11 protein-coding genes and 1 pseudogene are annotated in these 12,815 nt (G+C 50.4%); 5 read left to right on the top strand and 7 right to left on the bottom strand.

Translation table 11 applies throughout. The features are described 5' to 3' along the window. Together A3K92_RS07145 and A3K92_RS07140 are read right to left on the bottom strand one after the other, a co-directional pair. Entirely contained in the window at positions 1-1,167 is a 1,167-nt protein-coding gene (locus tag A3K92_RS07145) for a thiolase domain-containing protein (RefSeq protein ID WP_088885602.1), read from the bottom strand. 10 nt (positions 1,168-1,177) lie between these two features. Beyond that, positions 1,178-2,230 carry a hydroxymethylglutaryl-CoA synthase gene (locus A3K92_RS07140; protein WP_088885601.1) on the bottom strand — a complete coding sequence of 351 codons (1,053 nt, stop codon included), beginning with the start codon at positions 2,228-2,230 and terminating at the stop codon, positions 1,178-1,180. 316 nt (positions 2,231-2,546) lie between these two features. Here A3K92_RS07140 and A3K92_RS09715 point away from each other — a divergent pair. The 3 genes and pseudogenes from A3K92_RS09715 to A3K92_RS07125 all read left to right on the top strand — a co-directional run bounded on the left by A3K92_RS09715 (position 2,547) and on the right by A3K92_RS07125 (position 5,102). Continuing rightward, a pseudogene (locus A3K92_RS09715) lies at positions 2,547-2,937 on the top strand (TIGR00266 family protein). A gap of 180 nt (positions 2,938-3,117) precedes the next feature. After that, the gene (locus A3K92_RS07130) at positions 3,118-3,465 is read left to right on the top strand and encodes a hypothetical protein (protein ID WP_088885600.1); all 348 of its coding nucleotides are present in this window, start codon (positions 3,118-3,120) and stop codon (positions 3,463-3,465) included. Between the two features lie 14 nt (positions 3,466-3,479). Continuing rightward, positions 3,480-5,102, top strand: a complete 1,623-nt coding sequence (locus A3K92_RS07125; protein ID WP_088885599.1) for a stage II sporulation protein M — start codon at positions 3,480-3,482, stop codon at positions 5,100-5,102. A 66-nt stretch (positions 5,103-5,168) separates the two neighbouring features. Here the strand turns inward: A3K92_RS07125 and A3K92_RS07120 are convergent, their stop codons facing one another. Continuing rightward, positions 5,169-5,849, bottom strand: a complete 681-nt coding sequence (locus A3K92_RS07120) for a fibrillarin-like rRNA/tRNA 2'-O-methyltransferase (RefSeq protein WP_088885598.1) — start codon at positions 5,847-5,849, stop codon at positions 5,169-5,171. Positions 5,850-5,854: 5 nt separating this feature from the next. Then, the gene (locus A3K92_RS07115) at positions 5,855-7,144 is read right to left on the bottom strand and encodes a C/D box methylation guide ribonucleoprotein complex aNOP56 subunit (RefSeq protein ID WP_088885597.1); all 1,290 of its coding nucleotides are present in this window, start codon (positions 7,142-7,144) and stop codon (positions 5,855-5,857) included. 108 nt (positions 7,145-7,252) lie between these two features. Between A3K92_RS07115 and A3K92_RS07110 the strand changes: the two genes are divergently transcribed. Then, on the top strand, positions 7,253-8,317 hold the full coding sequence (locus A3K92_RS07110) for an SPOUT family RNA methylase (protein ID WP_088885596.1): 1,065 nt from the start codon (positions 7,253-7,255) through the stop codon (positions 8,315-8,317). Positions 8,318-8,369: 52 nt separating this feature from the next. Here A3K92_RS07110 and A3K92_RS07105 read toward each other — a convergent pair whose 3' ends face one another. The 3 genes from A3K92_RS07105 to lonB all read right to left on the bottom strand — a co-directional run bounded on the left by A3K92_RS07105 (position 8,370) and on the right by lonB (position 11,855). Beyond that, positions 8,370-9,092, bottom strand: coding sequence for a DUF92 domain-containing protein (locus A3K92_RS07105; RefSeq protein WP_088885595.1), 723 nt, complete (start codon positions 9,090-9,092; stop codon positions 8,370-8,372). Positions 9,093-9,199: 107 nt separating this feature from the next. Then, on the bottom strand, positions 9,200-9,649 hold the full coding sequence (locus A3K92_RS07100; protein WP_088885594.1) for an Lrp/AsnC family transcriptional regulator: 450 nt from the start codon (positions 9,647-9,649) through the stop codon (positions 9,200-9,202). Between the two features lie 301 nt (positions 9,650-9,950). Next, complete coding sequence (gene lonB / locus A3K92_RS07095) at positions 9,951-11,855, bottom strand: ATP-dependent protease LonB (protein ID WP_088885593.1); 1,905 nt, start codon at positions 11,853-11,855, stop codon at positions 9,951-9,953. A gap of 120 nt (positions 11,856-11,975) precedes the next feature. On the opposite strand from lonB, the gene A3K92_RS07090 reads away from it, so the two are divergent. Further along, on the top strand, positions 11,976-12,770 hold the full coding sequence (locus A3K92_RS07090) for a DUF2666 domain-containing protein (RefSeq protein WP_088885592.1): 795 nt from the start codon (positions 11,976-11,978) through the stop codon (positions 12,768-12,770). Positions 12,771-12,815: the final 45 nt, after the last annotated feature.

Genomic DNA, 12,815 nt, shown 5'->3' with positions numbered 1-12,815 from the left:
TCAGACCCTCCTCAGGATGTTAACCGTTATGTTTGAGCCAGTTCCACCTATGTTCTGGGTCAGACCTATCTCGGCGTCGGGCACCTGTATTCCCTCCGGCGCCTCGCCGCGGAGCTGGAGGACAGCCTCGACCGTCTGGTAAACACCGGTGGCTCCGACGGGGTGTCCCCTCGCCTTCAGTCCGCCCATCGTCTGTATCGGGTAGTCGCCGTCTATGGCTATCTGGCCCTCCTTCGCCAACACCGCGCCCTTGCCCTTCTCGGCAACGCCAAGGGCTTCGAGGCTTAAAGCGGCCATGACGGTGAAGGCGTCGTGAACCTCGAAGAAGTCTATGTCCTTGGCAGTAACGCCGGCCATCTTGTAGGCTTTTTCAGCGGCAACCCTTGCCGCCTTGAGCGTGAGGAAGTCCTCCCTGTTGGCGAGGTTGATGGTGTCTATGGCCCTCCAGAAGCCTGCCAGTTCAACCATCCTGTCCTTTGGAACACCGAGCTCCTTTGCCTTCTCCTTCGAGGTTATTATAACGGCCGCGGCTCCGTCACACATCGGTGCAGCATCGAAGAGCTTTATCGGGTCGGCGACGTAGGGGCTGTTGAGAACCGTCTCAAGCTTTATCTCCTTCTTGAACATCGCGTATGGGTTCTTGGCACCGTTTCTGTGGGCGTTGACCGCGAAATGTGCCAGGTCCTCCTCGGTGTAGCCGTAGGTCTTCATATAAAGCCTCATGATGAGCGCGTTCAAAGCTACAAAGCTCGCCCCGTGGAAGAGCTCCCATTCGGCATCGGCGGCGTAGGCAAGATAGCGCGTCGCGTCGCTCGGCCATGCGTCGGTCATCTTCTCGACACCGACAACTGCCACAACGTCCTCAAGGCCCGACATGACGGCCTTTGCGCCCTCCTGAACTGCCGCACCGCCGCTACCGCAGGCAGCTTCAACCTTGACTGCCGGAATGTTCCCTAATCCCGCCCAGTCCGCTATTAAAGCTCCAAGGTTCTCCTGCTCGATGAAGGAACCGGAGGCCATGTTTCCGACGTAGAGGGAATCCACCTTGTCTATTCCAGCATCTTCCATTGCATTAAGCAGGGCCTCAACGGCCATGTCCCTCAATGATACCCTCCAGTGCTCGCCAACCGGAACCATACCAACTCCAATGATGACGGGTTTCTCCATCTCGACCACCTCACATTATGTACTTGCCCCTGTGCTTGGCATAGAGTGCGTAGTCAATGTACTTCTTCCTGTTCACGTAGTCCATCGTCTTCGGGGCGAGGTCGCGCTTCTCCTCAATTGCATCCTGGACGACAAGGCTGAAGGCGTCGCTTCCGGCACCTGAACCGAATGAAACCCACAGAATCCTGTCGCCGGGCTTGGCTATGTCGAGAACCGCTGAAACGCCGACGAGAGTTGCCCCGCTGTAGGTGTTTCCTATTATTCCGCTGAGCAGTCCCGGGAGAACCTTCTCCTTCGGGATGCCGAGTATCTTGGCGGCGGTAAGCGGGAACTTGACGTTGGGCTGGTGGAAGACGGCATAGTCGAAGTCGTTCGGGGAGTAGCCGAGCTCCTCCATGAGGGTCTTGGCGGCGTTTATTATCTGGTGGAAGTAGGCGGGCTCGCCGGTGAACCTGTTGCCGTGCCTCGGGTAGTGCTCGTGCTGTCTCCTCCAGAAGTCGGGCGTGTCGGTAACATAAGAGTAGCTCGCCTCGAAGTACGCAACCGTCTCAGAGATCTTGGGGGCGAGAATATAAGCGGCACCCCCAGCCGCGGCGGTAAACTCAAGGTGGTCACCGGGCCTTCCCTGCGACGTGTCCGCTCCGATGGCCATTGCGTAATCGGCCATGCCTGAGCCCACAAATCCGATAGCGGCCTGTATTGCTTCGGTTCCGGCCTTACAGGCGAACTCGAAGTCGGCTGCGTTAACATCGGGGGTGGCCCCTATTGCCTCGGCTATGACCGTTCCGCTCGGCTTGACCGCGTAGGGCTTGCTCTCGGTTCCGAGCCATATCGCGCGGATGAGCTTCGGATCAATCTGAGCCCTCTTGAGGGCGTTTCTAGCTGCTTCAATTCCTATGGTTATGGTGTCCTCGTCGAGGCCCGGAACGGACTTCTCCTGAATTGGAAAGCTTGAAACTCCCCAGACCCTTCCTATCTCCTCGGCCTTGATTCTATACATCGGCACGTAGGCGCCGTAGCCGATTATGCCAACTTTCCGGTTTGGCCTCAACAGTTTTCCCATCGTGCATCACCTGAAAACTTGAACTGAACTTCGCCTAAGGTTTCAGAGGGACTTATAAAAGTCTTTCGGTAAAAGTGAAATATATAATCGACTATCGACGATGAATGGGTATATAAAGGAGAATGACGAACTTCTCGTGGTGATACTATTGAAGCATATGGAATACTGCACAGATCTAGTTTTTCTTCGCTGAAGGTTGAGCTCTCTGATGGAGAGGCCGTTCAGGTGGAGGCAGGGGCCATTGTTCACATGACCCCCCAACGTTAGGATCGAAACCAAGGCCAAGGGAGGTGCCCTTGGAGCTTTTAAGAGGTCAATGTTCGGTGGTGAAAGCTTCTTCATCAACACCTTCCGTGCAGGATGGGGCCTTTGAGCTGAACGGGACGCTTTACGCTCAAAGCAGGGCATTCTTGGCCAGTTCTGAAGGGATAAGCATCGATACGAAATGGGGTGGTGCCAAGTCTTTCTTCGAAAGGGAAGGGCTCTTTTTGCTCAAGATAACTGGTTCTGGCCCAGTTTTCCTCTCGAGCTTTGGTGCAATCTACAAGAGGGAGTTCCACAACGAGAGTTTCATAATCGGTACTAGAAACATGGTGGCCTTTACTGAGGGCTTGGACTTTAAAGTTAATCGTGTTGGCGGTCTTAAGAGCACCCTTTTCAGCGGGGAAGGCCTCGTTGCCGAGTTCCACGGAACTGGTACATTGTAAATACAGACGAGAAGCATGGACAGCTTCCTTGGATGGATAATCCCACACCTGCCGAAGAAAGATTGAGTCACTTTGTTTTTGTTTTTTCTGTTTATACTCCCTTGTGTCTGAACAGCTATTTTACTATATAATCAGAAAACTTTTTAAAGTAGATTGTAGTGTTGTATTTGGTGATGTCGTATGTCACATAGGCACACCTATATCCCTCCCAAAACTGCATTGCTGCTAGTAGGAATTTTGGCCTTTGGTTTTTTGGGATTTAGCTCCCACTTTGGAGGAGTGAATTCAAGCAACGACGCAATAGTTGCTGCCTACTTTACTGGACACCTTAGCTTCCATGATGCCGAGGTTGCTTTGAGTGCTATGGGCTTACCTTCAGGTGTGGCAGTAAAGATGCTTACCTCCAGTGCGGCATGGCAGGCGTTTGAGGAGGGTTCATTGACATTTGCACTTGAGCATATTATAGAAGATGCAATGGGATTCTGGGGCCTCATACTTTTTGCTGCCAGTATCGCAGCAATAGCATGATGGAGGCAAGATAGATGCTTAAATCCTCTTTTTATATTTTGAAGCTTTATTACTTGATTTTTCTCGGTATTTCTCTGGCTAATCTTCTGGTAAACGGTATCCGCGTATCCTCCTCGTTCCAAATAATGGCCACGCTCTTGTTCGTATTACTCATGGCTTTTACCGATGTTCTCTGGCATTTTTACAACCATAGAGGAACCTGTACCTGTAGGACTCTTGTGATAGACGTGATTCTGGACACACTCGTTCTTCCTAGGTTTTATGAAATCTGGAGAAAGGAGAGGGGGATAATTATATCCCATGAGGGAAGTGGTGAAGTTATAAACAAGGCCAACCTAGTGTTTTTAGTAGGAGTGGGTTTGGGAGTTTTCTCTTTCTGTATGTTCGTTTTACTCTCGGCTTATTATTATCATTCTCTGCCGTCTACTGGAGGGGGTGCTTCGCTGCCCATTAATGCTTCTCATGTAGGATCTTTTATCCGGCAGATTCTTTTCCACAATCTCCTTATTCTCGTTGATATTGTCCTCGGGGGATTTACTGGCATGTTCCTTACCCTTAAGGTTCTCTACACCAACGGTCTATCCGCTGGCGTAATAACATCTCTCACACTCTCAGGACGGGGTAACGTTGTGCTACCCCATGGCATTCTTGAGCTGTTTGCCTTGGCAATCTCAACTGGTACCAGCGCACTTGTGTTTTCCACCCTCTGGATTTCCTTTGTCTGGAAATATGAGGATAGGGACACATACATTGGCCTTTTGATGAGATTGCTCCTGAGAATAGGTGTGTCCTTTGCTCTTTCAGTTTTTATGATTCTTATTGCGGCCAACGTGGAGTATTCGAATATCCTATTTCTCCTTGGAAAGGTTGCTAAACCATCGGCTTGGTATGCTTGGGTTTACGTCGGGGACGGTTTGCTCTTGATTGCCTCCCTTCTGACATTGATAGATGCTTTCCTCTTTGAGAGGCTTTATGCTCCATCGCTTTTCGATCGCTTCTTCTTCCCTTTTCTCTTCATGTTCTCCATATTAAACGCTCCGGCTCCCCTTGACAGAATGGCGAAGCTAATGATTTTTGGCTCTCTGATGACTTCGATCTACGTGCTCTCAAGGCAGATTGTTGAGTCAGTTGTGACGTATCTCCTCAGGCCTAGACCCGTTCCGGGGAGTGATTTTATTCTCACTCTCGTTCAAGGAACGAGCATGAATCCTACCATATTTGAGGGGGACGTTGTTGTGATCTCACGAAAAGTTCCTGGAAAACTTGAACCGGGTATGATACTTGACGTTAGGATTCCATTGCGTTATATGTCACGGGCTAGGAACTTCATTCATCGTCTCGTTTGGACCGATGGTAGGGCAATACAGACTAAGGGGGACAACCTGAGGCACCTAGATCCTAAGATGCCGGTAAGGAACGTTGAGGGTGTTGCGGTGGCGGTTTTAAGGGAGAGCAATGGGGGATTTCAAGTTGAGCCGCTGGTGGATGATCCCAAAATCCCCCGAGAAGTCGTTAAAATCGCAGGGGACATGATAAGGCGTCACCGTGCCTTTAGAACCCGGACGAGGCTTGTTGGCATTTATCTCCCTCTATTTGTTACAGGGGTCGTTTCCATTGTACTTCTTGCTTTAAACTGATCCCCTCCCCGTCGTGAAGGGAGGCTTTCAAAAGAGTTTAAGGGAAAAGATAACACTTGGGTTATCTTACGGCTTCCTCACAACAAAGAGCGCGTGGTCCTTCTCGTAGGGCTCAAGCGAAAGCCTCTCAACGACCTCGAAGTACTCGGAAAGCTCCTTCTCAACCTCCTTGAAGACCTGCTCGGGCTCTTTCGTCACGTCGATACTCCTGCTCTTGACCGAAATCATGCCGTAGCCGCCGCTCTTTAGGTAAACCCTGGCGTTGTCTATGAGGATTTTCGCCTGGGTCGGCTGGGCAACGTCCTCGAAGATTACGTCAACCTTCGGAACGAGCGCGCGGTAGCCCTCGGGCTTGGTTGCATCGCCGAGTATCGGCACGATGTTCCTCCTCTCCTCGACGATGGGAACCAGCTCCCTCAGAACCCTTGGGGAGAACTCGACGCCAAATATCTTGCCCTCCCAGCCGACGATGTCGCTGACGTGTGAAGCGGTAGTTCCGCTCGCTATTCCGAGGTAGAGGACGGTTGAACCGGGCTTAATCGGGAAGTTCTTGAGGCCGTTGAGGATTGCCGCGCCAAGCTTCGACCTGCTCGGGTTCCATATCCTGTACTCGTCTCCCTCGAACTTGATGACCCTCTCGCCGTAAACCCTCTGCCCAGGAACGAGGTTCTTGGTCGCTATCTTCTCGCTCCCGTCGTCCTCAACGACGATGTAAACGCCCGGGAACTTGTGCTTTTTAACCTTCATTTACATCACCTCTTTCCACCCTTGTGCTTCTTTTTCTTGGACTTCTTGTCCTTTCCGCCTTTCTCCTTCTTGCCCTTGGCCTTCTCCTTCTTCTCGAACTTCCTGCCCTTTTCGTGCTTTCCGCCCTTGCCCTTGAACTTCTCCTTCTTTTTCTTCTCGGGCTTGGCCTTCCTCTTCGGCGGGTTCGGGTACTTCTCCTTGATCTCCTGTATCCTCTGCTCGAGCTCCTTCTTGAGTTCCTCGCCTATGTATTCGCCCGAGAAGTAGTCAACCCTAGCTGCGATGGCCAGCTTTCCAGCTAAGGCCCTCGCTATCTTACCCCTCTGCCACCATGGTGAGCGGTTTATCGCTGGATACTGGAAGATTACACCGTGCTTGGGCGGCTTTGCACCCGTCCTTAAGTGCCTGAAGAGGGCCTTCTCAGCCCCAAGGACCTGTATGGTCGAGGCCGGCATCATGGCGAGCTCTTTAAGCCCTCCGGCGAGGCTCATGAGCCTCGCTGCGAGCTTGGCACCGACGAGGGCTTTGAGGTTTGGAGCGACTTCGTCCATCGCGGTCTCGAGGTAGTCCTCTATCTGCTCCCTCAGCTTGTAGAGGTCGCTTATCTCGCTCGCGAGCTTCCTTATGATTTCGCTGTCGAACTTTCCGAGAGGAGCACCCATCGACTTCTCGGCTGCGTTGAGTATCTTCTCGATTTTTCCTTCGGAGAAGCCCAGCTTTTCCAGCTTTTCTCTCGTGGCATTCTCCCTCGGGCCTATTTCCTTGACGAAGGCGACGTACTGCTGGTGCTTCGGCAGAATCTCGTCCAGCTCTGGGAAGTGGAGGCCGTACCACTCCCTCAACCTTGAAACGAGCAGGTTGATGACCTTGTCAATGTCGTCCAAGGCCTCAATGGCCTGGATAATCATCTTGTCCCTTGCCCCGCTCTGCTCCTGTATGCGGAGCCTTGTCAAGGCGACGCCGACGTTGTAGTACTCGCTGAACCAGTCCTTTCCGAGGAACTCTTCTGGACTTGAGCGGAGCTTTTCACCGGCTAAGTTCGGGAACTCGGCAGTAGCGTTGTAGCCGAGCTCCTTCAGGTTTCTGCTGAGCTCGGTGTCCTCAACGACGAACTCGTCGTAGCCTTCTTCCTTCAGTTCGTCGAGTAGTGCAAGAAGTTCGTTACTCGGCTCACCGTTCAGGAGCTTGTCCAGGCTCTCCTCGGGTTTTCCTTTGAAAGGCTTCTCTGCAATGAGCTTTCCGCTTTCGTCAAAGGCGTAAACGCCCCTAACGTTTTCTCCTATGTAAGCTTTCATCTGGGTTCCCCTCCGGTTTTGTATCTGTGAGTTGTTGGGCTCTATGAACTTAAACGTTGCGGAACAAAGGCTATAAGTGTGTTCTCCAATCTCGCTCCGGTGGTTGATATGGGAAAGAAGTTTATAGTGAAAACTCAGAGGGGTATGGAAAGCGTTGCCGCCAATTATATTAAGGAAGCTTTGAGCAATGCCGAAGTTTGGACTTCTCCCATGGGGTATTCCGGTCTCGTTCTGGTCGAGAGCGAGGATGAAACTGCTCTGGAGAAGATACAAGAGATTCCTGAGGTTGAGAGGGTAATTCCAGTACTCGCTGAAGTTCCTGCGGTTCTCGATGAAATAGTCAAGACCGCCGAGCTAGTGGCTCCTATGATAGGTGAGAACGAGACTTTTGCGGTTAAAACTAAGAGGAGAGGAAAGCATGACTTTTCGAGCATCGATGTTAACCGTGCTCTGGGGGCTAGGATTCAGGAGCTAACAAAAGCTGACGTAAACCTGAGCTGGCCGGATAAGGTTGTTCAAGTTGAGATAATAGGGGATAGGGCCTACGTGTCTGTTGTCCCCGGGGAAGAGTTCAGAAAGTTTACTCCGGATAAGATAGACGCAAGAAAGCTCTTTAGGAAGGTTACGCTAGTCCAAATGCCCTATTGGGGAGACTACAGAGCCTGCCGTTCCTTTGGAGAAAAGATTGGAAGGGCCGCTCAGGCTTTTGAGGTCAGGGAACTTATAATCGCCCCCAAGGAGAAGATGGATGCATACGAGCTTATGGAGTTCATTAGGGGAGTTAAAGTTGGACAGGAGAGCAGATATCAAATACAAATGGAAGCATACCCCTGGAAAGTCGAAAAGGTTCCCATTTCGGTCTGGGATCTCTATCAGGTTGTTAGGGACAAGAGGAGGAACAAACGTCTTCTGATAATAACCGACCCAAAGGGGCCGACTCTGGCGGAAGTCGGGAAGAAACTTGCAAGGGACATGCACTACGCCAAAGAGGTCGTGATATTTATTGGCTCTCGGGAGGGTATTCCCAGAGGGCTTTTCAGGTTTGCCGACTACGTGGTTGATCTTGCACCGTATCTGACCTTTGCCACAGAGCACGGGATTCCTGCTGCTTTAGTGTCCCTGTGGGAGGTTTATGAGGAGTTTCTGAGGGAAGGTGAGGAAGACAGCGAGTGAGGCGTCAGACCCTAAGGTCCTCCTCATCCCTTTCGGGAATCCGCCGTAGTCATCATCCGCCGATGAGGAGCCTGAAGATGACGGCACCTGCTAGTCCGCCCAGAAGGGATGCAATGAAGTTCGTTGAGTTGTTGTCGGTTAATCCGCGGTTTTCTAGGGTCGCTCCAATAAGGCTATCGAGGTTGACCCCGATAAAGCCTCCCAAGGCAATTGCTATGGCCATCGGTACCTTATAAGATGTTAGAGGCAGCGCAAAGGGGATTATCATTAGGGATCCAAGAAGGGCGAAGGCTTCTCCCGCTAGAGATACTCCACCGTTGGTTCCCGGTTTGACAGGTTTAAGGTTCGTTATCAATATTGGTCGTTTTCCGAAGATCTTTCCGAGTTCACTCGCCAGAGTATCGCCGTTGACCGTTGCAATGGCCGAAAATGTGGCCGCCCAGAACGTGTCCTGCTTTGTAATGGACTCTATAATCAAAAATATTACAACGGCCAGGCCATTTCCCAAAACGTTGCCTAGGCTCCGGGTTTTCTCCTTTGGTGATGAAAACCCTCTCATGACTTTTTCTTCAAACCGATATTTTGTGGCGAGAACTCCTGCAACGAGAAAAACAAGGAGTGCCAGAAAAGGTAGTACTCCTCCAAGGTACAGCGTTAGAATCCCTAAAATAATGGATGCTAAAACGCCTGATTTGTCAAGGGCTCTGGTTGTGTAGGCAATCCCTCCAAGGATACCAATTGTGATCATGCCGACAATGAGCGTTCCCTGGTTCATTACTGGCACCCCTTGTTTTGTCCTGCAATTTTGGAAAGGGTTGTGAGTAACCGTTTATTACCATTTCCCTCGACTATTGGCGAGAAAAATGTAGACAGGAGACAGGATCAGAAAAACTCTATTTTGGTAGTCTCGGTTATGAAGGTTATATCCATGTGATCAATTCCGGGGATAGCTTTGGATATTTCGTTGATAATATCCTGTATTCTCTTCATGTCGTGAGGAGCTATTATGTGAACCACCAGATTGTGGGATCCAATGGCCTTCTGTATTATCTTAACGCATTCTATATTTTGAAGTTTTTCAATTATCTCATCGACGTCTGAACCCGCCCTAAGGGTTATGCCGAGAATCAGATAGGTGTATCCTAACTTCTCGTAATTTGGAATCGCCGTGTACTTTTGTATTACTCCAAGCTTTTCTAGCTTGTTCATCCTTCGGGATATCCTCTGTCGGGTAGTCTTCAGCTTGTCGGCCAGCTCTTTGTAAGTCATTCTGGCATTTTGGGATAGAAGCTTGATTATCTTCATGTCAATTTCATCGATTTTATTTGCCATTTGCGCCACCTCCCGGCATCGCCGATATCAACACTAATAGAAGTGTGTTTATGGTTATAAAACTTTCGGAAATTTTTCAATATGTTAATGGTACATTGTACGTTTAATTAACATAATGCTCATTTAACTGTCAATATCTAAGCATGTCTAGAAAGATACTATGACTAAACGTTATACGAATTGCTGCAGAGTATTGGGCTAAATGGGATTAATAGTTACAAATTACCAATATAAATAGTTGTAATAAAACGCCTGAAGATATAACCTGGTAATGACAGGGAATGGGGGATAAAAAGCTCGATTAGGCCCTCCCAATGGGGAGAGCGTCGCGTATCCTCTTGATCAGCCCATCTTTCTCGGGAGAGTCAACCAGGGCTACCTCAAGCACCTGGTCTATCGTTTCTACGGGGATTATTTGTATCTTCTCGGCCTTATCTTTGCTGAGGAAGACGTCTTTTTCGTTGGCCTTTGGAATGATAACGGTCTTTATGCCCGCCTCAATGGCTGCCTCAATCTTTGGTGTGGCACCGCCTATTGGCAGAACCTCACCGCGGACGCTGAGCGAACCTGTCATCGCAACGTCCTGCCTTATCGGAATGTTTTCGAGGGCTGAGATTACCGCCGTCGCGACACTTATGCTCGCCGAGTCGCCTTCAACGCCCTCATACGTCTGAAGGAACTGAACGTGGATATCGTACTTGCTTATGTCCTCTCCCTTGTAGCGCTTGATTATTGCTGAAACGTTCTGGACGGCCTCTTTGGCTATCTCGCCGAGTTTTCCGGTGACGATTATTTTTCCTTCCTCTTTACTGGCCGCCGGGGCAACAACGGCCTCTATCGGGAGTACTATGCCACTCTGCTCCCCTATTACGGCCAGACCATTCACCCTTCCTATCTCGCCGCCTTCAGTCTTTATTACCTGATATTCCTTTTTGTTCTCGATGTACCAGTCAGCGAGCTGCTTTTCCAGAGGTTTGGCTATTTTCATTGCCTCTAGCACGTCTTCTCTCTCAACGTATTTTTTGCCCTTCTTGATCGCAATGTCGCCTGCAGCCCTGACTATTCCGCCGAGATCACGGAGACGCAGGGTAAGGTGCCCCTTTCTGCCGGCCCTCTTTTGGGCCTCTCTAACTATCTCCTCGACGGCATCGCGCGTGAAGTGTGGTATTTTTCCATCGCGCTTTACCTCCTGGGCGACGAACTGGACGAGCTTTCTCCGGTTCTCTATCGTGTCGGGCATGGTCGTTCTCATGTAGACCTCATAGCCATAGCCCCTAATTCTGGAGCGAAGGGCAGGGTGCATCTTTTCTATTGTGTCCAGGTTTCCGGCAGCTACGAGTATGAAATCACACGGCACTGGCTCAGTCCTAACCATTGCACCGCTCGAAAGCTCGCTCTGGCCCGTTATGGGGAACTTCTTCTCCTGCATCGCCGTGAGGAGGCTCTGCTGCATCTTCAGGCTTAGTGTTGCTATCTCGTCTATGAAGAGGACGCCCTTGTGGGCGCGGTGTATCATACCCGGTTCAACACGCTCATGTGCGGGAGTACCGAGCCCCCCGGACTGGAACGGGTCGTGCCTCACATCACCGAGGAGTGCTCCGGCGTGCGCGCCAGTTGCGTCCACGAATGGAGCTTTGGTTCTTCCACAGTTGTCCACCAGGAGTTTGGGGACTAACACCGTTGTGCGAAGCCTCATGTTCGAGAGGATCATCATTGTGAAGAGAACTACGAGGAGACCCATAATGAAGTTGGTGGTGCTGTAGTCTATCATGATCGCCATCATGACCATGAAAACTACTGCTATTAGAAGGTAGGACTTTATGTTCTCTTGGCTTCTGGCCTTTTCGCGGTAGCGCTCGACTATTTTCCTCCCCTGGCAGGCGGGCACCGTTTTTACCTTTGGCATGTTTTCGTCTTCTGGATTCGGGAAGACGAGAATGTCCTCGAGGTTCTCTGTAGGTAATAGCTCCGCCATGGCTTGTCCAAGCATGGACTTTCCGGTTCCTGGTTCACCTATTAGAAGAACGTGTCTCCTCTGGCCCGCGGCCGTTTTGATTACCTCAACTGCATGATCCTGTCCGATAACCTGATCTATGAGTCGCTCAGGAACTTTAATCTCTTCAGTTGTCTCGAATTCAACGCCTAAATCCAATCTCTCGCCGTACCTGGCCTCCAGGGGACGCTCCTGGCCCGGATTCTCGCTCATCCCCATCCCTCTCGAAACGTTTCTCTGATGGTAAAGGCTCCGAGGTGTGGTTTATAACTTTATCTTAAGAGAAAGAAAAGCTAAAATACCTCACCGGTAATCAGGGTTGAGGGATGGGAAATGAAAGTTGAGGATCATGTGATATTTACAGCAAAGCATCGGAACTGGAAGGTTGGGGACAAGCTTCTCGATGTTGATGACCACGTTAAAGTAGCCCACTTTTTGTCCAGCGTCTCTAACACTGTCTCCATGAAGATACCGGAATACCTCAGCGATGTTATCAACGTGACCGGTGTGCTTAGCCTCGTCAATGAGACCCTCAAGGGTGATCTCGCCGAAACGTTAATCGCCCTTAAATCGCCTGGAACCTCGAGAAAGTTGAATTCGTATATCTACGAAGAGGACAAAAAGCTCAAAAAGCTTCTCCTTGATGTTGCAAAGGCTCTCCTTGTCAGGGAAACTCTCTCCCGGTTTGTGGATGTTTACTATCCGGAGGAGCCTTTAAACGAGGTTAGAATCGTTCTCCCGTTCGCCAGTGACCACATCAACTTCACGGCAAAGCATGGAAAGTGGATAGTTGTTAAGAGACTCATAATAGACGATTCAACCCAAATGGCAGACGTTGCTAGACTATTAGCGAGCATAAACGAAACGATAACGACAAAACTCCCGGTTTATGCGAATATTGATGTTGCCGGTATTGAGGATGCCTTTTCAGAATTTAAGAAGGTTAAAAAGTCTGACATACCGAAGGTTGTTGAAAGGTTCTTAGAATTCCAGCCGTCCGAAGTTTCACCCCGGGAATTTGAGCCCCATGCCAGATTATATGCCCTCAGAAAGGCTGTTGAGACGATTGGCCTGCCCTTTGACGTCCCATCGAAGAGCCTTGAAAAGTACCTCGAAAAGACTCCATGATGAGGCCGAGGACACCTGAGGGGCTCCGATGAGGAGTCTTCGCTT

The organism is Thermococcus gorgonarius (assembly GCF_002214385.1).
GTDB lineage: Archaea > Methanobacteriota_B > Thermococci > Thermococcales > Thermococcaceae > Thermococcus > Thermococcus gorgonarius.
The sequence above is the reverse complement of the archived record's forward strand: the minus strand, read 5'-3'. Positions and strand labels throughout refer to the sequence as shown.